Source organism: Paenibacillus hunanensis (assembly GCF_014645615.1).
GTDB lineage: Bacteria > Bacillota > Bacilli > Paenibacillales > Paenibacillaceae > Saccharibacillus > Saccharibacillus hunanensis.
On sequence record NZ_BMMB01000004.1, the window covers coordinates 52,499 to 76,722 of the forward strand.

19 protein-coding genes are annotated in these 24,224 nt (G+C 48.5%); 18 read left to right on the top strand and 1 reads right to left on the bottom strand.

All coding sequences use genetic code 11. The features are described from left to right. Positions 1 to 48: 48 nt before the first annotated feature. From IEX62_RS08905 to IEX62_RS08915, 3 genes are all read left to right on the top strand, one after another. The gene (locus tag IEX62_RS08905) at positions 49 to 951 is read left to right on the top strand and encodes a selenium metabolism-associated LysR family transcriptional regulator (RefSeq protein WP_188775119.1); all 903 of its coding nucleotides are present in this window, start codon (positions 49 to 51) and stop codon (positions 949 to 951) included. A 96-nt stretch (positions 952 to 1,047) separates the two neighbouring features. Then, positions 1,048 to 1,917 (top strand): PHP domain-containing protein, encoded by an 870-nt coding sequence (locus tag IEX62_RS08910; protein WP_188775120.1) that lies wholly within the window; start codon positions 1,048 to 1,050, stop codon positions 1,915 to 1,917. A gap of 344 nt (positions 1,918 to 2,261) precedes the next feature. Beyond that, the gene (locus IEX62_RS08915) at positions 2,262 to 2,708 is read left to right on the top strand and encodes an acetyltransferase (RefSeq protein ID WP_188775121.1); all 447 of its coding nucleotides are present in this window, start codon (positions 2,262 to 2,264) and stop codon (positions 2,706 to 2,708) included. Positions 2,709 to 3,666: 958 nt separating this feature from the next. Here the strand turns inward: IEX62_RS08915 and IEX62_RS08920 are convergent. After that, entirely contained in the window at positions 3,667 to 5,472 is a 1,806-nt protein-coding gene (locus tag IEX62_RS08920) for an Rqc2 family fibronectin-binding protein (RefSeq protein WP_188775122.1), read from the bottom strand. 165 nt (positions 5,473 to 5,637) lie between these two features. Here IEX62_RS08920 and dapF point away from each other — a divergent pair, with 165 nt between their 5' ends. The 15 genes from dapF (at position 5,638) to rsgA (ending at position 24,223) form a co-directional block, all read left to right on the top strand. After that, complete coding sequence (dapF, locus tag IEX62_RS08925) at positions 5,638 to 6,474, top strand: diaminopimelate epimerase (protein ID WP_188775123.1); 837 nt, start codon at positions 5,638 to 5,640, stop codon at positions 6,472 to 6,474. An 854-nt stretch (positions 6,475 to 7,328) separates the two neighbouring features. Then, complete coding sequence (locus tag IEX62_RS08930; protein ID WP_188775124.1) at positions 7,329 to 9,221, top strand: bifunctional homocysteine S-methyltransferase/methylenetetrahydrofolate reductase; 1,893 nt, start codon at positions 7,329 to 7,331, stop codon at positions 9,219 to 9,221. A gap of 32 nt (positions 9,222 to 9,253) precedes the next feature. Beyond that, positions 9,254 to 10,144: a YicC/YloC family endoribonuclease gene (locus tag IEX62_RS08935; protein WP_188775125.1), complete on the top strand. Its 891-nt coding sequence runs from the start codon at positions 9,254 to 9,256 to the stop codon at positions 10,142 to 10,144. A gap of 63 nt (positions 10,145 to 10,207) precedes the next feature. Further along, positions 10,208 to 10,468 carry an extracellular matrix/biofilm regulator RemA gene (gene remA / locus IEX62_RS08940; RefSeq protein ID WP_017814687.1) on the top strand — a complete coding sequence of 87 codons (261 nt, stop codon included), beginning with the start codon at positions 10,208 to 10,210 and terminating at the stop codon, positions 10,466 to 10,468. Between the two features lie 60 nt (positions 10,469 to 10,528). Beyond that, positions 10,529 to 11,101 carry a guanylate kinase gene (gene gmk, locus IEX62_RS08945; RefSeq protein WP_188775126.1) on the top strand — a complete coding sequence of 191 codons (573 nt, stop codon included), beginning with the start codon at positions 10,529 to 10,531 and terminating at the stop codon, positions 11,099 to 11,101. A 44-nt stretch (positions 11,102 to 11,145) separates the two neighbouring features. Next, positions 11,146 to 11,376 (top strand): DNA-directed RNA polymerase subunit omega, encoded by a 231-nt coding sequence (rpoZ, locus tag IEX62_RS08950; protein ID WP_188775127.1) that lies wholly within the window; start codon positions 11,146 to 11,148, stop codon positions 11,374 to 11,376. Positions 11,377 to 11,991: 615 nt separating this feature from the next. Next, positions 11,992 to 13,221 (top strand): bifunctional phosphopantothenoylcysteine decarboxylase/phosphopantothenate--cysteine ligase CoaBC, encoded by a 1,230-nt coding sequence (gene coaBC, locus IEX62_RS08955; protein ID WP_188775128.1) that lies wholly within the window; start codon positions 11,992 to 11,994, stop codon positions 13,219 to 13,221. Then, positions 13,218 to 15,770, top strand: coding sequence for a primosomal protein N' (gene priA, locus IEX62_RS08960; RefSeq protein ID WP_188775129.1), 2,553 nt, complete (start codon positions 13,218 to 13,220; stop codon positions 15,768 to 15,770). The genes coaBC and priA overlap by 4 nt, the downstream gene beginning before the upstream one ends. A 162-nt stretch (positions 15,771 to 15,932) precedes the next feature. Then, a complete protein-coding gene (def, locus tag IEX62_RS08965; RefSeq protein WP_188775130.1) occupies positions 15,933 to 16,412 on the top strand; it encodes a peptide deformylase in 480 nt (159 codons plus the stop codon). 21 nt (positions 16,413 to 16,433) lie between these two features. Further along, positions 16,434 to 17,369, top strand: coding sequence for a methionyl-tRNA formyltransferase (gene fmt / locus IEX62_RS08970; protein WP_188775594.1), 936 nt, complete (start codon positions 16,434 to 16,436; stop codon positions 17,367 to 17,369). Next, a complete protein-coding gene (gene rsmB / locus IEX62_RS08975; RefSeq protein WP_188775131.1) occupies positions 17,366 to 18,862 on the top strand; it encodes a 16S rRNA (cytosine(967)-C(5))-methyltransferase RsmB in 1,497 nt (498 codons plus the stop codon). Before fmt ends, rsmB begins: the two co-directional genes overlap by 4 nt. Before the next feature lie 250 nt (positions 18,863 to 19,112). After that, on the top strand, positions 19,113 to 20,159 hold the full coding sequence (rlmN, locus tag IEX62_RS08980) for a dual-specificity RNA methyltransferase RlmN (RefSeq protein ID WP_188775132.1): 1,047 nt from the start codon (positions 19,113 to 19,115) through the stop codon (positions 20,157 to 20,159). Between the two features lie 6 nt (positions 20,160 to 20,165). Beyond that, entirely contained in the window at positions 20,166 to 20,939 is a 774-nt protein-coding gene (locus IEX62_RS08985; protein WP_188775133.1) for a Stp1/IreP family PP2C-type Ser/Thr phosphatase, read from the top strand. After that, on the top strand, positions 20,936 to 23,149 hold the full coding sequence (gene pknB / locus IEX62_RS08990; RefSeq protein ID WP_188775134.1) for a Stk1 family PASTA domain-containing Ser/Thr kinase: 2,214 nt from the start codon (positions 20,936 to 20,938) through the stop codon (positions 23,147 to 23,149). Before IEX62_RS08985 ends, pknB begins: the two co-directional genes overlap by 4 nt. Positions 23,150 to 23,299: 150 nt before the next feature. Next, positions 23,300 to 24,223 (top strand): ribosome small subunit-dependent GTPase A, encoded by a 924-nt coding sequence (rsgA, locus tag IEX62_RS08995; protein WP_188775135.1) that lies wholly within the window; start codon positions 23,300 to 23,302, stop codon positions 24,221 to 24,223. The last annotated feature ends 1 nt before the right edge of the window (position 24,224 follow it).

Consider the following 24,224-nt stretch of genomic DNA (forward strand, 5'->3'; position numbering starts at 1 on the left):
TCTGTAAATCGGTTACAATAAAAGCGAGGGTCAAGGAGGGAAGCGGAAGTGGCGTTTAATTTTCATCAATTGCATATTTTTTATACCGTAGCAGAGCGCGGTAGCTTCTCAGCAGCAGCGCAGGCTCTACATATGACACAGCCAGCGGTGACGATGCAGGTGCAGTCGCTGGAGGAACATTTTGGTACGCGTTTGTTCAACCGGACGACCAAGCGCATTCAGCTTTCTGAGGCAGGGCATGCACTTATGCCCTTTGCACGTCGTGGTATCGATCTGATGCGAGAGACCGATGCGGCGATGTCGCGTTTTACCGATGATCTAGCCGGGCGATTACTGTTAGGAGCGAGTAATACGATTGGAGAATACGTACTGCCGCGTCTACTAGTGCCGTTAGGTCAGCGTTATCCAGAGATGAAGGTTGTCTTGAAAATTATGAATACGACGCAAATTCTGGACGAGATTAGTCGTAATCAGCTCGATTTTGGCTTGATTGAAGCGCCTGTAGAGCATCCGGATATGACGATTACACCAGTGATGCAGGATGAATTGAAGCTGATCGTACCGACACAGCATACGCTGGCAGTGCAAGAGCAGGTGACGCTTGAGGATGTGCTGGAGCATTCATTTGTACTGCGTGAAAAGGGCTCGGGTACCCGTCAGGTGATGGAGGAGGAGCTGATTCGTCATCATGTGGATCTGTCACGCATTCGTACGGTGATGGAGCTGGGCAGTACAGGAGCGGTAAAATCGGCAGTAGAAGCCGGATTGGGCATTACCGTGCTATCGCCATCCTCAGTAAAGCATGAGGTTGCACTCGGTCTGCTCAAGGTGCTCACCATTGAAGGTATGTCATTTCCGCGTCAATTTTATTCAATTCAGCTAAAATCGACATTGCTACGAATGCCAGCTACGGCGTTTTTACAATTTTTACAGGAGCATTCGCTTGACTAGGTGAGTTGACGTATAAGCGCAGCGGACTGCAAATGGTACGGAAATGAGCAGAGGCGTGAATATAGCCTTTAGATTAATGAAAGAGGAGTGAGGAAAATGAACAATCCGAATCACGTACAGCTGGCATTTGCTGATCTGCATACCCATACACAGGCTTCAGACGGCATGAATACACCAGCCGAAAATGTAAGATTGGCTGCGGAAGCTGGTCTTGGCGCACTGGCAATTACAGATCACGATACTATTGCAGGTGTAGCCGAAGCGCTGGCCGCAGCAGAGCAGCATGGTATTATGGTCGTTCCCGGTGTGGAGATTAGCACGATGGAGGATGGAAAGGATATCCATATTCTCGGCTATTATTTTGATATTACAGATACGATGCTGTTACAGCGTTTGGAAGGCTTGCGCCGTATTCGTGATGAACGCAATGAAATGATTTTGAGTAAGCTGCGTGAGCTTGGCTTGCAGATTACGATGGACGATGTGTTCGCTCAGCTGGGACGTGAGCTATTACCAGATGAAAGCATTGGACGTCCACATATGGCAGATACGCTGGTCGCTAAAGGCTACGTTAGCGATATGAACGAAGCATTTGATAAATATCTCGCGCAGGGAGCCGCTGCTTACGTATCCCCGCCACGCATTACACCTATGGAAGCGACCGAATGGATTCTGGAAGCAGGAGGCGTACCCGTAATGGCGCATCCCGGTTTGTACGGAGATGACGATCTAGTTGCACGCATTTTCGATAAAAGTCGACTCGCTGGTATTGAGGTGTATCATTCCGATCACACACCAGACGACGAGCAACGCTACCTAAAGCTAGCCGAACAGCGCAGCCTGATCGTAACGGGCGGCTCCGACTACCACGGCGAACGCCAGGGCAAAGTATTCCACGGCCCTCTAGGCGGACGCAAGGTTCCAATTACGGTAGTACAGCAGCTTCGCGATGCAGCAAGCAAGTAAAATAGGCACAAAATCAATAGTGAGGGCGGCGTACGCCCTCTACATAAGCTATATAAGCTGTATCGGATCAAGCTGATGTGAGACACTAATGCCCCATGCCTTCTCAATGAGTATTTGCATAACACGCATAAATATCGAGCTGCCCAAAATATAAAGTATGAACTGAGCAGTCACCAAACTATAATTTTGTAACCAGTAACCAGTAACCAGTAACCAGTAACCAGTAACCAGTAACCAGTAACCAGTAACCAGTAACCAGTAACCAGTAACCAGTAACCAGTAACCAGTAACCAGTAACCAGTAACCAACAGCTATAAAACAGTACAGCAAAGGAGTAGACTACTATGCACATACGCAATTCCAATACCACCGATACGGAGCGTGCAATCGACATCTGGCGCGATGCGGTCGACGCAACCCATCATTTCCTCACACCCGAACACCGCAGCGAAATAGAACACGAAGTCCAAAGCTTCCTGCCCAATGCCCCAATCTGGTTAGCCGTCGACGAATCCGATCAAGCACTCGGCTTTATGCTACTTGATGGCGACCATATCGAAGCCCTATTTATCGACCCCGCCCATCACGGAAAAGGCATCGGAAAAGCCTTAATCGCCTATGCCGTCCATTTACAGGGCGATATCACGACAGACGTCAACGAACAAAACACACAAGCCGTCGGCTTCTACCAACGCCTCGGCTTCAAAGTAACAGGCACGTCTCCCCAAGATAGCCAGGGACGCCCATACCCACTCATCCACCTGCATCGCGCCAAAGACGTACCGCTATAAACAGGTAGCCTAAGCTATCCGATGTAAAACTGATTTGATTAACATCAATCTATACAAATAGACAACCAGGGTGGACGTATGATAGCGTGCACATGAAAATATCTAAAATCGATATAGCAAAATAGCAAAGTAAAACTATCGCAGAGCTAGAAAGGAAGGTGAAGCTACACACAGTGCTTTTTAACTTCTTTACTTGCTTCCCTCACATTCAATGGACGATAGTAATAGTAGCTCATTCATCTATACTAGTTTGTAAATTTAGAACTTATATATCCTAATACGAATCATATAATCACGAAAAATCCAACCCTATCATGGGCATATTTATTAAAAAAAACGAGCATACTTATTAAAAAAGCTTCTTCGTTGGCAGCATTATTGTGCTCAACGAAGAAGCTTTTGTTGTTAATTGAATAGCTGACTGAGACATGAATATTTTGCTGTACGCGAGCATTTGAAATATGACTGATTATGTGCTTAAACGCTCATTTGATCTTTTTACTCATTTTGATCTCTTTTAAAAGAAAAGATGGTTTCAATCGAATATAAAATGAATAGCTATAGTTCAGGTAGTACATAGATAGTAGCATAAACAACAGGTATTGGTAGTTTGAATTTAGATATTAAAAAAGAGGGAACATCTAAGCACAGAACGGAGGGAAGGAAATAAGGGGAAAGGACTCCTTTGGAGGGGCGGGAATCTACAATTCACTCCTAATCCAGTAGATTCTCGCGGCTCCACCTGAGTCCGTCCCCTTATTCCTTCCCGGAGTGGTCAAGCCCATTACAAGTAATCAAGTAATCCAACTCTTTAATCGACATTCACAGTGATAAGGCTATACAGTGACATAGTTATAAAGATTTTAAATACCTAGCCACATCTACACTTTCCCCATACCACTCATACCATAAACTTCACACCCGAGCACCCAATCAAAAGCACCCATCATCCCCACGATTAAACTTTAATCGTACTATCCAGCCCTTTAACCACCCTTTCATCAGGCGTAATAAACAACGTCGTCTGATGATCATAAATAACAAACCCCGGCTTCGCTCCATTCGGCTTATGCACATGACGAATCAGGGTATAATCCACAGGCACGCTGCTCGATTCCTTCGCCTGACTGAAATAAGCCGCCAGCTGTGCTGCTTCTGCCAGCGTCGCATCGCCAAACTCCGTGCTACGAATGACGACGTGAGAACCGGGAATATCCTTCGTATGCAGCCATGTGTCATTATTGCTTGCCATACGATTTGTAATGTATTCATTTTGCAGATTGTTTTTGCCTACATACATCTCGATGCCTTCACTTGATGTATACACGTGCAAGGTTGGACGATTGTCCTTTTTCTTCTTTTTCGCCTTTTTGTTACGGTTACGCACATAGCCTTGCTCGGCCAGCTCCTCACGAATTTCGTCAATGTCCTGTAAGGCAGCGCTTTGCAGCTGTTGTAGCAACGAATCCAGATACGCGATTTCCTCATGCGTTTTGATCAGCTGCTCATCAATAACGGCAAGGCTATTTTTGTATTTGTTATATCGTTTAAAATACCGCTGTGCATTATCCGAAGGAGAGAGCTGCGGATCTAATTGAATCTTTATCGGACGCTGCTCTTCATCGTAAAAGTTGATTAGCTCAATCTCGCGATCACCTTTGTTGATCTGATGCAAGGAGGCAAATAACAGCTCGCCTTGAATGCGGTATTTCTCCGCGTCGCCAGCTTCTAACTGATCCTGATGCAGCTTATCCAGCTTTTTAATATTTTTACTGCGCTCATTTTGTAGAAAACGGAGCAGGTCACTTGTTTTTTGCTTGACCGTATCGCGTTGTGCTTTTTCGCCATAATAAGCTTCCATACATTCGCTGATCGTATCGTATGACGTTTGCTCTTCGATAAGACTTGTGAGGGGAACAGCGGAAAATACGATTTTACCTTTAGCATTCACTCCACTCATGGGAGCAAACGAGCCATTACGCACCTGCTCCATAAGCTCAGAAAAGGCTGGCCAGAGCGTTGCAGCAGTTAATTCGTCGTTATGATCGTTTGCTTCCGTAGGCTGTTCCTTTTCGGCAGCGCTGTTCTGACCAACCTCATGATTCACCTGAGCATGAGCATTTGCACGATACACAATCTCATCAGCAATCAGCGGACTGATACCGGTAAAAGTCTGTACGATCCAGCGCGATGCAGTATCCTCATTGGTAGCAAAGGCTTCGCCAAATTGCGCAGCAGTTGTTTCCAGTGGGTTTAGCTTATTTTGCTGAGGTGGCTCTTGATACTGGAAGCCCGGCATGATCACGCGATAGCTACTAATCGCTGGTGTCACATGATGAATACCATCCAAAATATTACCGCTCGATGGATCAACAATCACGATATTACTATGACGACCCATCAGCTCAATCACGATACGCTTGAGCGACACATCACCCAGCTCGTCACGCTGGCGTACATTCATATGGATGATACGTTCCATGCCGACCTGCTCGATCGATTCGAGAATGCCACTTTCACAATGTTTACGCATCAGCATGCAGAACATCGGTGCTTCCTGCGGATTCATAAACGATTGCTCTGTAAACTGCACCCGCGGATAAGTCGGGTTCGCACTCAAAAGTAATTTGCGATTATCACGCTGTGCGCGTATTTGAAATACGATATCGTTCTCAGTAGGTTGATGAATTTTATTAATACGCGATCCTACAAGAACCTGAAGCTCCTGTACAATCGCACGGGTTACAATACCATCCAGTGCCATGTGTATAATTCTCCTATTCCTCTATTTATCGGAAAATGGGCGTATGCGTTGCTTGCCCACCCTTTCTATGATGCCACAAACCATTCGCAATTGACAGCTATCTCATGCTATGCTTACCCCATAGATTGCATTTTGACCAGTATACAGAGCAGGGAGAGAGCCAACATGGAATTTACAAAAATGAACGGACTTGGTAACGACTTTATCGTCGTTTATGGCGAGCCCTCGCTGCCTGCCAACGCAGGCGAGCTAGCGATTCGCCACTGCAACCGCTACTTCGGGATCGGTGCAGATGGACTGGTATACATATTACCATCAGCGCGTGCGGATGTGATGATGCGCATTATTAATTCAGATGGATCAGAAGCAGAGCAATGCGGCAATGCCGTACGCTGTGTTGCCAAATACGTGTACGACCGTCAAATCGTTGCACATACCGATATTCGCATCGAAACGATCGGTGCAGGCGTGCAAACCGTAACGATCCAGGCTGAGAACGGCAAAGCCCAAACCGTACGTGTCGACATGGGGGAGCCGATTCTTGAGGGCGAGCGTATCCCCGTTGCCATAGCGAGCAATCCTGTGCTAAATGCACCGATTGAAGCGGGTGGAGAAACGTTCGAATTTACCGCCGTATCGATGGGCAATCCACACTGCATCATCTATGTCGATAATGCTGTCGACTTCGATCTGCACAAATGGGGCCCTCTATTCGAAAAGCATGAACTGTTCCCACGTAAAACCAATGTAGAATTCACCACAGTCCGCAGTCGCGACCGAATCGACATGCGCGTCTGGGAACGCGGAGCAGGCCCCACCCTCGCCTGCGGTACAGGCGCATGCGCGACACTCGTCGCATCCGTCCTCAACGGCTACACCGACCGTAACGCCTACGTATCCCTTAAAGGCGGAGACCTGTACATCGAATGGGACGAAGCAACAAACCGCGTATACATGACCGGCCCTGCTGAAATGGTGTATACCGGGCAGACGGTTGATTAATGTACAATGCAACATATTGCCTTTGAATAAGGCTATTTTAAAACTAGAATAGCTATACAGGTATAGAAACAGAATGAGTTTGAAAGGTTTAGTGAATTTCAAGAGTGTAAGAAAAGGATTAGATTGAAACTATCCTTAACAAGCTGAATCTAATTCAGTCGTATACATTGTGCAGTAATGGTGAATTACTATCATGCTATAGTTTTTATAGAAAGATGATTTATTTATTTTCAGAAGACTAATGTATCGAATAAAGTACACTTGTGTATGTGTATGTGTATGTGTATGTGTATGTGTATGTGTATGTGTATGTGTATGTGTATGTGTATGTGTATGTGTATGTGTATGTGTATGTTTTGCATAAGAAATAGATATGTAAGAAATATCGTCTATTATCAGCAACCAGCAGAGAACGGAGGGAAGGAAATAAGGGAAAAGGACGATTTGCAGTGTTAGTGATTTTCTAACACGGGGTTCAATGAAGAGTGATTTTTGCGAAGCAAAATATCTTACAGTTTTGGAGGGGCGGGAATCGTCAATTACTCTTCATCCAAAAGATTCCCGCGGCTCCACGGAGTCCGTTCCCTTATTCCTTACCGCAGTGGATGATGCTCCAACAAAAAAGTCTACAAGTACGTTTTTTCTGCTAACGAACAAGACAATGCACTAAATAAAACTTAATAACTATTTGATACACTGTAAGCTACTCTGCATTCCATCTGCCCACATTTCAGCTCCAACAAACGCAGATACCCCAGCAGTTATACCTTTTAGCTATATCAGTCGATTTTGCCTTTAATTGCCTGCAATTTATGTTACATTAAGCGTACATTATGACAGCGAGGTGTAGCTTTATGAAGCCTGATTTGCGGACAAGATGGACAGAAGGCGTCATCGTAGGCGATGGTGCGATGGGAACTTATTTATACCAGCTCGGTTTTCCGGTTGGCATTTCAAATGAAGAACTGAATCTGCTCAATCCGCAGATCATTGAAGATATTCACCGCCAGTATGTAAACGCCGGTGCAGAATTAATTGAAACAAACACATTCTCTGCCAACTATGAGCGGCTTGCCAAGTTTGGTCTGGAGCATAAGGTAGAAGAGATTAACCGTGCCGGTGTGCGAATTGCACGTCAGGCGGCAGCGGATAAAGCATATGTCGTCGGCTCAGTCGGTGCGATTCGAGAAGGCAAACGCTCGAATACGCCGCTACAGGAGCTGCGCAAGTATTTCAAGCAGCAGCTTCATGCGATTCTGGATGAAGGCGTGGATGGCATTTTGCTGGAAACGTTTTTCGAGCTCGAGGAATTGGCGCTTGCTTTGCGTCAGGTTCGTAAAATGACCGATATTCCGGTTATGTGTCAGCTCACAGTCGAGGATTCAGTGCGTACGCAGGACGGGTACGATCTGCCAGACGCATTTGCGATTCTTGCTGAAGCTGGTGCAGATATGGTCGGCTTGAATTGCCGTGTTGGCCCCAATGGAACGATGCGTGCACTGGAATATATTCGTGGTAAGGTTGCGTTGCCATTGTCCGTATACCCGGATGCGGGTGTAGCGAGCTATATTGATGGAGAGTATCGCTACAAGGCGAAGCCGTCGTATTTTGGTCAAAGCTCGGTACGGCTGGCTGAGCTGGGTGCACGGGTCGTGGGCGGATGCTGCGGCACCACACCGAAGCATATCGCTGCGATTGCACGGGCGCTGGAGGATTATAGTGCGCCTGCGCTTGATTTTTCGAATGTGAAGGTGCCTTCACCGAAGGTAAGCATCACGATGGAAAAGGATATTTTACACGGCTGGGATTCGATTGGTGAGGAAGCACCGCCAACACTCGTGGATCTGGCGCGCGAGCGCCCGACAGTTATTGTGGAGCTCGATCCGCCGCGCGATCTGGACATTAGCAACTTTATGACTGGAGCGGAGGCGTTGAAAAAGGCTGGCGCCGATGCGGTAACGATGGCGGATAACTCGCTGGCGGTGACGCGGATGAGCAATATGGCGCTTGCGCATCTGGTACAGCGAGAATATGGCTTGCGTGCACTGGTGCATATTACGTGCCGGGATCGCAATATGATCGGCAGTCAGTCGCATATGATGGGATTGAATGCGCTTGGAATCGACCATGTGCTTGCTATTACAGGCGATCCGTCCAAATTCGGCGATCTTCCAGGTGCAAGCTCGGTATATGATATGACCTCATTCGATATGATCCGTATGATCAAGCAGCTCAACGAGGGTGTAGCATTTTCGGGTAAAACACTCAAGCACCGCGCGCGCTTCGTCGTCGGTTCAGCCTTTAATCCGAATGTGAAGCATCTGGATAAGGCCGTACAGCGTCTGGAAAAGAAAATTGCTGCTGGAGCCGATTATGTGATGACGCAGCCGGTCTATGATGCAAAGCTAATTGCCGATATTCGGGCAGCAACGAGTCATCTAACAGTGCCTGTGTTTATTGGTATTATGCCGCTTGCAAGCGGACGTAATGCGGAATATCTGCACAATGAGGTGCCAGGTATCCAGTTACCGGATCATATTCGCGGGCGGATGTCTGGACTTGAAGGTGAAGAAGGACGCCAGATGGGGGTAGCGATCGCTGAGGAATTGATCGACGTGGCGCTGGAGCATTTTAACGGAATCTACATCATGACACCGTTCATGCTGTACGAGATGAGTGCTCGCCTGACCGAATACGTATGGGCAAAAGCAAAGCAACGTCCCAACCCCTTGTTTCAAGGCAAATAATCAATTACAATAGTATAACGGATGTGATGCCGATGTCATTCAGTATGACCGGATACGGTCAGTCCACCGTTCAACACGGTGGCTACAAAATCCAGATTGAAGTAAAATCCGTCAACCATCGCTATTGCGAGATCATGCTTCGTATGCCGCGTGAATGGGCAAGTATGGAAGACAGCTTGCGCAAGCTCGTGCAGAGTAAGGTGAAGCGTGGACGGATTGATGTATTTGTAAATAAAGAGCAGGATGACGGGCAGCCGTCATCTCTCCAGCTTGATCATGAGACGGCGGCAGCCTATATTACGGCAGCCGCAGAGCTAAGGCAACGATATGAGGTGGCAGGCACATTAGAGGTCAGTCATCTGCTTGCGTTGCCTGGCGTCATGAAAATGCAGGAGCGTAGCAATGAGCAAGATAATCCTGAGCAATTGCAGGAAATGCTGGAGCAGGGATTGGACGAGGCGCTGAACGGCCTGGTGGAAATGCGGGTGCGTGAGGGTCGGCATCTGGTCTTTGACCTGACGAGCAGACTTGCTCACTTGGAACAGCTTTATCAGGAGATGCGAGAGCTTGCACCTACTGTGGTGGAGGAGCACCGCCTTCGGATGAAGCAGCGACTAAGTGAGCTTCAGGATGGTAGCTTTCACTGGGATGAATCAAGAATTGGAATGGAAGTGGCGATTTTTGCCGATCGTTCCAATATCGATGAGGAATTGACCAGGCTATCGAGTCATTTTGGGCAGTTCCGGCAATTGCTGGAGCAGGATGATTCGATTGGCCGTAAGCTCGATTTCCTACTTCAGGAAATGAACCGGGAAGTCAATACGATTGGTTCCAAAGCTAATCATCTGGCTCTAGTTAACCATGTCGTCGAGATGAAAGCGGAACTGGAAAAAATCCGTGAACAAGCCGCGAATTTGGAATAAGACCAAGAAGCGACGTCAGTTTCGGCGCAATTGAGTCAAATGCATAGGGGGAAAAACCTGAACATGGCAATCAAACTTATCAACATTGGCTTTGGTAATATTGTATCCGCAAACCGGATCATTTCTATCGTAAGCCCGGAATCCGCACCAATCAAACGGATTATTCAGGAGGCACGCGATCGCCATATGCTGATTGATGCAACCTATGGTCGACGTACACGTGCGGTAATTATTACCGATAGTGATCACGTCATTTTATCGGCGGTTCAGCCGGAAACCGTAGCCCATCGTCTGTCCCTCAAAGACGACGATAACGACGAATAAACAAAATCAGACTGCCGGTGCTTGGAATCAGGCTACCGGCAGTCTACATTGGAGTGTATCATGTCTAAAGGATTATTATTTGTACTGTCCGGCCCGTCCGGTGTCGGCAAAGGAACCGTCAGCGCAGAGCTGCGCACACGCAAGCCCGAGCTGATCTATTCGGTATCCGCAACCACTCGCCAGCCGCGTGAGGGCGAAGTTGATGGGGTCAACTATTTCTTCAAAACACACGAGGAGTTTCAGCAAATGATCGCTGGCGATATGCTGCTGGAATATGCAGAATACGTAGGTAATCATTACGGCACACCACGTGATTTTGTAGAGAGCACACTGGAAACAGGCAACGATATTTTTCTGGAAATCGAAGTGCAGGGCGCACTGAAGGTGATGGAAAAGTTCCCTGAGGGTGTGTTCATTTTCCTGACGCCTCCTTCGTTTGAAGAACTGCAAAATCGTCTGACCAACCGTGGTACGGAAACAGTCGATACGATCAACAATCGCATGACGGTTGCAGCAGATGAGCTGGAAATGATGAAGCATTACGACTACTCCGTGGTGAATGATGAGATTGAGCTGGCTTGTCAGCGCATCGAAAGCATTATCATCGCTGAGCATTGCAAGATTCGTAAATAAGTTGCAGAGCAGAAATGTTCTGACAGAATATGAGGTGCAAAACTATGTTATATCCATCCATTGATGAAATGATGAACAAAGTAGACAGTAAATACTCGCTCGTTGTTGCGGCATCCCGCCGTGCAAGACAACTGCGTGATGGCAGCAAAAGCGAACTGCACCATCCAAAAGCTCACAAATTTGTCGGCGTAGCGCTGGAAGAAATCTACAACGACAACATCAAGATCGAGCGTCGTACTGAAGCAGAGCTGGAGCAAAGCGACCGCGAAAACTAATTCCTTCATTTGCTTATAGCATACCAATGCTATAGCGTAACCAAAGGGCAATGATAACAACCGAAAGGTTGTTATTTTTTGTGTAAACGAACGCACGATAAGGCACAGGATGTACGAATACCTGTACCCTTTTTGCACATTTAGAGGTATAATAAAGGGATTGAGAAGACAATTTCTCAATCCTTTTTTTATTTGATAATCGGGGTTTTCGATAGGAGCCAATAGTGAATTTTTAGTTGAAAAACTAGTAACTTTTTTGCTTATTGCACCCTGATTATATTCCACACAACAATAATAAATGCTCTAAGATATTTATTGGAATGTTGGTGCTTCAATCGTACTTGTACCAATGCTCCACACCATAAAAGATATTTTATCCTGGCTGTAGAAAGACTTGTGTTGCAAATGCGACGGAACGAAGATAAGGAAATAAGGGAAAGGACGACTTTGGAACGCGGGAATCTACAATTTTTCCTGCTCCGTAGATTCCTGCGTTCCACCGGAGGACGTTCCTTATTCCTTGTCGTAGTGAAGCATGCGTTACAACAAAAGTCTATACACGCACCAGGTAAAATCACTTTCCCACCACCAATTTATAAGAAAGCAGGGAATATCATGCTAAAAGGCAAAAAGATCGTGCTTGGCATCACCGGCGGTATTGCGGCTTACAAAGCAGCCTCGCTCTGTAGTGGGCTGGTCAAGCAGGGAGCCGATGTGCATGTGGTCATGACTGAATCGGCTGTCAAGTTTATTACCGAGCTTACCTTGCAGACGCTATCACGTAACCCTGTGCATATTGATACATTTGACGAACGCAATCCAGAGGTAGTAACGCATATTCATCTAGCTGATCTAGCCGACCTCGTATTGATTGCCCCAGCAACAGCGAATACGATTTCCCAAATGGCGCTGGGTCTAGCAGATAATATGCTCACGTCCATGCTGCTAGCAACGACAGCACCGATTATGGTCGCTCCAGCAATGAATGTGCATATGTACCAGCATCCGGCGATTATCGGTCATATGAACACACTTGTGGATCGCGGTGTGATGATGGTGGAGCCAGGCGAAGGTATGCTGGCATGTGGCTATGTGGGCAAAGGACGCTTGGAAGAGCCCGAGACGATCATCGCGGTAGTACAGCAGTATTTTGCCACACAGGAACGCGAACGCCAGCTTGCAGGGCTGTTAGCTGGACGCAAGGTGACAGTGACAGCAGGTGGAACGATTGAACGAATTGATCCAGTTCGCTATATTACGAATGATTCCTCTGGCAAAATGGGCGTTGCTGTGGCACGTATGGCACATCGAATGGGCGCAGAGGTAAAGCTTATCGCCGCCTCGGTTCAGGTGCCTTTGCCGACAGACATCGAGACGATTCGCGTCCAATCTGCACAGGATATGTATGAAGCGGTGCTGGCAGAATGGAACGATACCGATATTATGGTGCAAACGGCTGCGGTTGCTGATTACCGTCCGAAAACCGTACATGCCACCAAAATGAAAAAGAAGGATGCTGACCTGACGCTAGAGCTTGAAAAAACCGTCGACATTTTGCAGAGTCTGGGTGAGCGTAAGGTCGATCAATTTTTGATTGGCTTTGCCGCAGAGACAGGCAATGTTGCCGAATATGCGATGGACAAGCTTCGACGCAAGCGCTGTGATCTGATTGTCGCGAATGATGTGACAGCAGCAGGCGCTGGCTTTGGCACAGACACGAATCGTGTACAGATTTTTGATGAAAATGGGCTTGCTGATGACGTACCGCTGATGAGCAAGGACGAAGTCGCATCACGCCTGCTACAGCTTGCAGCGAAGCGAATGAGCGGGGTGTCTGCCTCATGAGCCGGATTGCCAGGGTGATCGTTGATGTTCCGAGCCGTGGCACTGACCGACCGTTTGATTACTTGATCCCGGACTCGATGCAGGGCTGGCTGGAGATTGGCAGTCGGGTCGGTGTACCTTTTGGTCCGCGTACCTTACAGGGCTTTGTCATCGGACTTGCTGAACAGTCGGAAACGCCAGATATAAAGCTGAAGCCGATTAAGGAGCTGCTCGATCTCGTTCCACCTTTATCTGAGGATCTGATCGAGCTGTCAGCGTGGATGAGTGCGCGTTATGCGTGTCACCGGATTACCGCGCTGCAAGCGATGCTGCCATCGGCGCTAAAGGGTAAAGCAGAGCGATATATTCGAGTTGCCGATCCATCCGAGTGGGGTGAGCGTGAACAGGATACAGCTACTGCGGCGGATGAGCCTGTCCTATTTGAAACGGTAGATGAGCTGGATGAAGCAGAAGCGGCGATCGTTGCTCATATTCGCAAGCAGCAGGAAGTACGGATGGAGCATCTCAGCCGCAAGTTTGCTGGACAGGCAGATACAATCAAGCGTTTGCTCCAGCGTGGTGTATTGTCGGAAACACGCAGTATTCGTGATAAGGTGCAGAAGAAGACGGTACGGACGATATCGCTTCGACTCCCAGAGGATGAGATTCGCACGATTATCGATGAGTTTCCTGCGCGAGCGAGTCGGCAAAAGGAAGTGCTCGCTTTTATCGCGGATATTGGCGGTGAGGTGACAATGAAGCAGATTCTGAGTGTGCTTGGTGTTACAGCTAGCACGGTCAAGTCGCTTGCGGATAAAGGCTATATTGCGATTCAGGATACCGAGGTATTCCGTGATCCGTACAAGGATCGTCATTTTAAGCCGAGTCAGCCCTTCGTACTGACGGATGAACAGCAGATGGTGTATGACTCCATCGTACAGCGTATCGACAGCCGTACCGAGGGTGAATTTCTAGTGCACGGTATTACAGGGAGCGGTAAGACCGAGGTGTATCTGCAATCGATTCAGCGGGTGATTGAGCAGGGACGGCAAGCGATTATGCTCGTGCCAGAAATCTCACTCACCCCACAAATGGTGGAGCGTTTTAAAAGCCGCTTCGGTGATCATGTGGCGGTGCTGCATAGCCGTTTGTCCAGCGGTGAGCGTTATGATGAATGGCGCAAAATTCGTGAAGGTCAGGCGCTGGTGGCAATTGGAGCACGCTCGGCGATTTTTGCCCCATTTGCCCATCTCGGTCTGATCATTATGGATGAGGAGCATGAGACTTCCTACAAGCAGGAGGAAAGCCCAAAATATCATGCTCGTGATGTGGCGGTGCATCGTGCGCATCAGCATCAGGCGGTGGTCATTCTTGGTTCGGCTACCCCTTCGCTGGAGAGCTATCATGCTTCTCGTTCACAAAGTAATGATGAATTCAAACCGACGCTACTGGAAATTCACGGACGTGCGCTTGGTAGCGAGCTACCTGCGGTACACATTGTAGATATGCGTGAGGAACTGAAGGAAGGCAACCGCTCCATGTTCAGCCGTCCACTACATGAGGCAATCGCCGATCGGTTGGAGAAAAAGCAGCAGACCGTGCTATTGCTGAATCGGCGTGGACACTCGACATTCGTGATGTGTCGCACCTGTGGCTATGTTGCTGAATGCCCGAACTGCGATATCTCGCTTACCTTCCACCAGCGCTCAAATAATCTGCGTTGCCATTATTGTGGTCATGCGGAGCCGGCGCCAGAGGTGTGCCCAGAGTGCGGAAGTGAGCATATTCGCTATTTTGGTACAGGAACACAGCGGGTGGAGGAAGAGCTGGCGAAGCTGTTCCCGGGTATTCGGGTGGTGCGCATGGATGTGGATACGACTACGCAGAAGGGTTCACACGAAAAGCTATTGAACACATTCCGTGATCGGCAGGCAGATTTACTACTTGGTACACAGATGGTCGCCAAAGGTCTGGATTTCCCGGATGTAACGCTTGTCGGCGTTATTGCTGCTGATTCGGCGCTGCATCTGCCTGATTTTCGTGCAGGAGAGAAGACATTTCAGCTATTGACTCAGGTAGCTGGACGTGCAGGTCGGCACCATTTGCCAGGTGAGGTTATCGTACAGACGTACAATCCGGATCACTATTCGGTGGTGCATGCGAGCCGACATGATTATGCTTCCTTTGTACGTGAAGAGCTGAAGCATCGTCAGGGGCTTGGCTATCCACCTTACTGCCGCCTGGCACTGATCACCTTTTCGCATGAGAAACTGCCATTACTTGTACGAATCGCTGAAAATTATGTGCAAATGGTCAAGGATCAGGCACAGCGATTGGGCTGGCTAGGCAGTCTGGAGCGCTTTTCTACCGAGGCGCTGGACGTGCTTGGACCAGTCGCTTCACCGATTCCACGGCTAAAAAATAGATACCGATTCCAATGTATGATAAAATGGCGTGGAGATATGGACGTTGCGAAGCTGGCGGAATTTGTATCCCAGCAGCTACAGGACAGCACGCGCGATAAAGAACTTTTGATCAGCATTGATGTTGATCCACAGGTAATGATGTAGCACCAACTGCCCCGATTGCTCCTACAGCTGCCTATAGTCAGGCGCTACTTGGAGTAGCGGGGCTGCTGTTTGCGGATGATCAACGATAGAGTCTGCGCAAATGATGCTGCATCAAGTAAACAAAACAACTGAACTGATATGACGTAAAGGATGGATGAGACGATGGCAATTCGTATTATTGTAAAAGAACCGGATGAAGTGCTTCACAAAAAAGCAAAAGAAATCACAAAAATTACTCCTAATGTACAAAAGCTGCTGACTGATATGGCAGAAACGATGTATGACGCAGATGGCGTAGGACTGGCTGCACCACAGGTCGGTATTCTTAAACGTGCAATTGTAGTTGATGTAGGAGATGAGCATGGCTTGATCGAGCTGATCAACCCTGAGATTGTCGCAAGTAGCGGCGAGCAGTTCGGTTCGGAAGGCTGCCTGAGCATTCCAGCATTGAATGGTGAAGTACGCCGTGCAATGGAAGTGACGGTAAAAGGTCTGGATCGCGATGGTAACGAGATTACGATAACGGGACGTGAGCTGCTGGCACGTGCGCTACAGCATGAGATCGATCATCTGAACGGTGTATTGTTCACCGATATCGCCGAGCGTGTCTATGACCGCAGACTGGACGAGGAAGGGGAATAAACATTGACCAGAATCGCTTTTATGGGAACGCCTGACTTTGCGGTAGCTAGCCTCAAGCTGCTACTGGAGCAGGGGATGAATGTTGTGTGCGTGGTTACCCAGCCAGACAAGCCACAGGGACGTAAAAAAATTCTAACACCATCGCCAGTCAAATCAGCAGCATTGGAGCATGGTCTGCCTGTATTACAGCCGCAGCGTATGCGCAATCCGGAAGCAGTAGCGGAGCTAGCGGCGTATGAGCCTGATCTAATCGTAACGGCGGCGTATGGACAAATTTTACCTAAGGCTGTGCTGGATCTACCACGTCTGGGCTGTGTTAATATCCATGGCTCGCTGCTGCCTAAATATCGCGGCGGCGCACCGATTCAGCGCTGCATCATTAACGGTGAGACGGTGACAGGAATCACGCTCATGTACATGGCGGAAGGTCTGGACACCGGTGATATGATCGCACGTCTGGAAGTGCCGATTACGGACGAAGATACGTCAGGAGCGCTATTTGAAAAAATGAGCGTTGCTGGTGCAGAATTGCTGAAGCAGGAGCTTCCACGTCTGTTGGAAGGCAAGCTGGATGCAGAGCCGCAAAATGACGACGAAGCGACCTATGCACCGAACTTGACGCGTGAAGACGAGAAGATCGACTGGAGCAAGGATAGCCGGGCGATTTATAATCAGATTCGCGGTCTTGTACCCTTTGCAGGGGGCTTTACGCTATGGAATGGCGATGTGTTCAAGGTATGGAAAACACTCAAGCCCCAGGCAAATGAATCGTTGCCGAGTGGCGTTGCGGATGCCGTGCCAGGTACAGTAGTCGAGTTTAACAAAAACGGAATCGTGGTTCGTACAGGTGATGGTGTACTAACGCTGACCGAAGTACAGCCTGCGGGTAAAAAAGCGCTGCGTGCAGCTGACTTTGCACGTGGGAATGTAATGACCACAGGAACGGTGCTGTCGTGAGTTCATCCGATAAGCGCCCACGCCGTCCATCGCAGTCATCAGGAAACGGCTCCTCAAATGGGCAAGGTAAACGATCGTCCTCACCTGCGAATCGTAACGGCTCCAGTAACCCGCAATCAGCACCAAAGGTAGGAGCGCGCAAGCTGTCTGCTCGTGATGTTGCGCTAAATGTATTGACCGATGTGGAAGCAAGCGGCTCGTATAGCAACCTGCAATTGAATCAGGCGCTGGTACAGGCAGGTCTGGAGCGAGCGGATGCTGGATTGACGACAGAGATCGTCTACGGCACCATTTCCCATTTGAATACGATTGATTATTTTCTCGGACGCTTTGTAGCGAAGGGAATGCATAAATTACAGCCATGGGTACGAAGCTTGTTACGGCTGAGCTTTTACCAGATTTATTATCTTGATCGCATTCCTCCGCATGCAGCGGTGAATGAAGCGGTCAATATCGCCAAACGCCGTGGACATCAAGGAATCTCCGGTATGGTAAATGGCGTGCTGCGTAATGTACTACGTCAGCTCGATGAGCTGGTGATTCCAGACAATCTGTCTGCGGTACAGCGTATTTCTCTCCAATATTCACATCCTGAATGGCTGGTAGAGCGCTGGGTGCAGCAATTCGGTGAAAGTGTTACCGAGCAGATTTGCATGTCTAACAATGAACCACCTGCTGTGAGTGTGCGTGTGAACACGAACAAGACGACACGCGAGCAGATGCTGAAAACGCTGAATGATGCTGGCTATTATGCGCAGCCATCTACCATTGCACCAGATGGTATTCTGGTGGGTGGTAGTGGCAATATGGCATTAACGGACTGGTATCGTGATGGTATGCTGTCGATTCAGGATGAAAGCTCCATGCTTGTGGCTGAGGCGGTTCAGCCAGAACCGGGCATGAGCATACTCGATTGCTGCGCAGCGCCCGGTGGTAAAACTGCTCATATCGCAGAAAAAATGCACAATCAAGGGCATATTATCGCCAACGATATTCATGAGCACAAGCGTAAGCTGATCGACGATCAAGCGCAGCGTCTGCATCTGTCCGTGATCGATACTGCTGTCGGCGATGCGATGGCTTTGCCTGAGCGGTATGAGGCAGCTTCGTTTGATCGTATTTTGCTGGATGCGCCTTGCTCAGGTCTGGGTGTCATTCGTCGTAAGCCAGATTTGAAATGGAACAAGTCCGCTTCGGATATTAAAGAAATTGCGGCTTTACAGCGCCGATTGTTGGAGCGCGTTTCTTCATTACTCAAGCCCGGTGGGATACTGGTGTATAGCACATGTACGATTGAGCAGAGTGAAAATGAAGATGTGGTGCGTAGCTTTGTCGATACCCACCCGCAATTTGAACCGGTCGTAGTTCCGTTATTTGCCGATAAGCTGGCACATGCGACAGCGTCGGAGCAAGCCGCGCTTGGCGTACAAATTTTGCCGCAGGATTATCATTCGGATGGATTTTATATCGCTGCGCTGCGTTTAAAACCTTAAATGAATGTATTAACTTTTATTTTTAACGAATCAGATGAATAGCAAAGATAGACCGCTATAGCCTGAAAAGCTGGTGCGGTATAGCCTACAGCGGGCCCGACAGAAGATGCTCCAAGCAGATTGTAGCAACGAATGGCGGCGCGCCCCTTTAGGCTTTCTTTGTTTTGTGCTAAAATAGTAAAGATGTGAACCCGATAGTAATGTTCAGTTAAACAAATTTAAGATATGAAGAATAGGTGTGATAAATCTAATGAAACCCTTTATATATGACTTTTCCCTGGAGGATCTTCAGGACTGGGTGAAAGAAAATAATGAGCCTGCATTCCGGGCATCGCAAATTTTTGACTGGCTGTATGTGAAGCGCGTAACTTCGTTTGAAGAAATGACGAACTTGTCCAAGGGGCTGCGTGCCAAGCTGAACGACCAGTTTTCTTTTGTCATGCTTGATGAGATTACCAAGCTGCAATCCAAGGACGGCACGGTGAAATTCCTGTTCGGTCTGCATGATAACCATGCGATTGAGACGGTTATTATGCGTCACAACTATGGTAACAGCATCTGTGTGACTACACAGGTCGGTTGCCGTATCGGTTGTACGTTCTGTGCATCCACACTAGGCGGTCTGAAGCGTAACCTGACAGCTGGTGAGATCGTAGCTCAGGTTGTTCAAGCGCAAAAGATTCTGGACGAAACGAATGAGCGCGTAAGCAGTATCGTTATTATGGGCTCTGGTGAGCCGTTTGAGAATTATGATGCAACGATGAAATTCCTGCGCATTATGATTCACGAAAAAGGGCTTAACATCGGACAACGCCACATTACCGTATCCACAAGTGGTATCGTACCAAGCATCTACAAATTTACTGACGAAAATACACAGATCAATCTGGCGATCTCGATTCACGCACCAAATGACAAGCTGCGTTCCAAGCTGATGCCGGTTAACCGCCGCTTCCCATTTGATGATGTAATGGAATCTCTGCGTCATTATATGGCGAAAACAGGTCGCCGTATTACATTTGAATACGCATTGATCGGTGGCGTAAATGATCGTCCTGAGCATGCAGAGGAACTGGCTAACGTGCTGAAGGACATGATGTGTCACGTGAACCTGATTCCGGTCAACTATGTACCGGAGCGCGATTATGTGCGTACTCCGCGTAAGGATATTTTTGAATTTCAACGTATTCTGGCAGACAAAGGTGTGAACGTAACGATCCGTCGCGAGCAGGGACATGATATCGCTGCTGCCTGCGGACAGTTGCGTGCGAAGCACATGGAGTCGACTGCGAGGTGATCGGTGTTGATTAAAACAGCACAGTTGAGTGATAAGGGACGCGTCAGACAGGTAAATGAGGATTCCGTATGGGTTGGCAATATACAGGGTGACTATGTACTCGGTATTGTAGCGGACGGCATGGGGGGGCATCGCGCAGGCGATACCGCCAGCCGTTTGGCTGTGCAGACGGTCATTTCAGATTTGCAGGGTCTTGAAGCGGGGCTATCGGCAGAAGCGTGCCGTGCCGCGCTGCATGATGCGATTTTACATGCGAATGATGTTGTTTTTCATACGGCTCAGATCAGCGATGATTATCATAATATGGGAACGACCGTGGTTGCCGTATTGCTGAGAGGAAGTCAGGGGATTATCGGTCATATTGGCGATAGTCGTGCCTATCTGATCAGCGAGGAAGGACTGCGTCTGATCACTCAGGATCACAGTCTGGTGAACGAGCTCCTAAAAACCGGGCAAATTAGCCAGGAGGAGGCGGCTGCTCATCCGCGTCGTAATGTATTGACGCGCGCGCTTGGCACCGATTCTGAGGTGAGCGTAGAGCTGGATGATATTGAACTGTCTTCAGGCGAAGTATTGCTGCTATGCAGTGATGGACTTAGTAATATGATCACACGCGATCAGATCGAGACAGTAGCGCTGGCTGGCATTGCGCTGGATGAGCGTGCACGTCATCTGGTTGCACTCGCGCTGGAAGCTGGTGGCGAGGACAATATTACCGTAGCCCTGTTTGAATATGATAAAACAGCACAGGGTGCACATAGTGAGGGGTGGACGCCATGATTGGACGTATTCTAGGCGGCCGCTATGAAATTATGGAAGAGATCGGCGGAGGCGGTATGGCACTTGTATACAAAGCGCTGGATGTACTGCTGAACCGTCATGTCGCCATTAAAGTATTAAGACAGCAGTTTGTGCATGATGAGGAATTCATTCGTCGTTTCCGCCGTGAAGCGCAGTCCGCAGCTTCGCTGTCCCATCCGAATGTGGTGAGCATCTATGACGTAGGGCAGGAGGACGATGTTCATTTTATCGTGATGGAATACGTGAATGGACAGAATCTGAATGAGATCATCAAGGCACGCGCACCGTTGCCAGTCGAAGAAGCGGTTCGCATTGCGACCCAGATCTGTGATGCACTGGAGCATGCGCATCATAATCAGATTATTCACCGTGATATTAAGCCGCATAACATCTTGATTGGCTTGAATGGTCGTGTGAAGGTGACTGACTTTGGTATCGCACGGGCGGTTACATCCACGACGATTACACAGACGGGTTCAGTGGTAGGCTCGGTGCACTATTTTTCACCGGAGCATGCGAAGGGCGTAACGACAGGCGAAAAGTCTGATCTGTATTCGCTCGGTATTGTGATGTATCAGATGCTAACGGGCAGACTGCCGTTTCAGGGCGAAAGCCCGATCAGCGTTGCGCTCAAGCATTTGCAGGATGAATTTGAAGATCCGCGCGTGATCAATCCATTGATTCCGCAAAGTGTAGAAAATATCATTCTCAAATCGATGCGCAAAAATCCAGCCGAGCGTTATCATTCGGCACAGGATATGCTGCTCGATCTGGATACATGTCTGATGCCAGAACGCAGCACCGAAACGAAGGTATATTTCCCAACTAATGACGATGATGAGCAGACCAAGGTCGTATCGGCAATCCGTCCGAACTCGATTCCGATACCGCCGCCTGAAAAGGAGGACGTTCGCCATATGGAACGTGACCGCGGAAGAACAAGCCCTGCCACCAAACCGAAAAGCTTTTGGAAAAAGCCAGCGGTATGGGTATCGATCGTTGTCGTGGTACTCTTGATCATGACAGCCATCGTAATGTACGTCAGCTCTACACTGGAAACAAAGGATGTTATCGTACCGAGCGTGCTGAATCAAAAGGAACAAAGCGCGGTACAGCAGCTGGAGGCAATGGGTCTTACCGTTTCGGATAAGATTAATTATGAATATCAGGAAGGTAAAGAAGCGGGAATTGTTTTCGCTCAGGACCCTGAACCGAATTCGACGGTCAAGTCAGGCGCACAGGTTACACTCAGCGTGACGGTAGACAAGGACCCGATCAAAATGCCGGACTTCAAGGATGGACAGACGACGTACGAGGATGCCCGCAAGCAGCTACTCGCGCTTGGATTCAAGGATAATCAGATTACCCGTGAAGACCAAACAAGCGACAGTGTAGATAGCGGCATCGTGCTTGATCAGAATCCAGGTGCAAATGAGGATGTGAAGCCAGAGACGCAGGCAGTCACACTCGTTGTGAGTAAGGGCGTATCCACGGCAACCGTACCGGATTTGACCAATTCCGGACAATCCTCAGCACAATCGAAATTATCCAGTGCAGGCTTTTCAATGGGTAATGTACAGCAGGAATCAAGCTATACGGTAGAAGCAGGCAAGGTTACACGTCAAAATCCACAGGCTGGCTCTTCTGCAACTAAAGGCAGCAAAGTGGATGTGTGGATCAGTAGCGGATATCCACCGGAAGCACTCGACTTTACGTACTCCGTTTCCGTACCACCAAAAACGGCAGGTCAGTCGAGCAAGATCAATATCATCTATACCGATGCACGTGGCGCAGATCGTAACTGGGGTACCAAAACGATCAATTCTCGCCAATCGCTACAGGTGAATATGATTCTGGACCCAAGTCAAAATGGTGTGGTCAAAGTATATCGTGATGGTCAGTTCCTGGATACATTTGCGATTAGCTATAATGATGCGAAGCAGGGAACTGTGCAGGAGGGTATTATCGAGCCAGACAATACAGGTCAGGTAACGCCTCCGCCAGATGGTGGTACAACCTCGCCAACAACACCTCCAGCTGACAATGGTGGTACCGATCCAGCTACAGGTAGTACGGGAACAGATAATGGAAATGGCAATGGAAATGGTAGCGATAATCAGGGACCGGGTAATAACAATGGTAACGGCAACGGGACATCAGATCCTGCGGCAGGCACCAACGGGCCTTGAGTTGTAGCTAGAGCTTGATCTTAACAAGCCTCATTTACAAACAATCATGGGCTATTCAAGCCAGCCTTTGTGCGAATGAGTAGGCACAACAACGATAAATAACAGGCTATTGCAACATAGCCAAGCTCAAGAAATGAAAGGACGGATGGCATGCCTGAAGGCTTAATTGTCAAAGCGCTAAGCGGATATTATTACGTTAAACCGGATACGGAGAGCGGAGATTACGCTCTCTCCGAAACGGGCACCATCCAGTGCCGCGCCAGAGGCATCTTTAAGAAAAAAGGCATTTCGCCGCTTGTTGGCGATGAGGTCATCTATTCATTGACTGAGAACGGAGAAGGCACCGTTGATGAAATATTGCCACGGAGGACGGAACTGATCCGTCCTCCTGTGGCGAATATTCGTCAAGCGGTGCTACTCTTTTCCGTCAAGGAACCAGACCTTAGCCTGATTCTACTGGATAAATTTCTGGTACATATTGAACATGCCGGACTGGAGCCGCTAATCTGCTTTACAAAAATGGATCTGATCGACCCGCAGGATACAGCGACACGGAATGAGGTGGAGCAGGCGAAGCAGCTATACGAACGTATCGGCTATCAGGTTATTCTGACCAGTGCGGAAAATGAACTGGGCACGGATCAGATTCGTGAAGAGCTGAATGGTAAAATTAGCATGTTCGCTGGTCAATCCGGGGTAGGCAAATCGTCGCTACTGAATAAGGTAATTCCAGGTAGCGATCTGAATACAAGTGAGATCAGTATGCGACTTGGTCGCGGACGTCATACGACACGTCATGTAGAGCTTATCGAGCTTCAAGGCGGCGGGTATGTCGCAGATACGCCAGGTTTCAGCCAGCTCAATTTTACGCAGCTGGGGGTAGATGATCTCGGTTCGTGCTTCCGCGAGTTTAACGAGTACGCAGACGGCTGCAAATTCCGTGGCTGTACCCATCTGCATGAGCCGGGCTGTAAAGTAATCGAAGCACTGGAGACAGGCGAGATTGCCAATACGCGCTACAAGCATTATCAGCAGTTCTATCAGGAAATGAAAGACGAGAAACGGAGGTACTAAC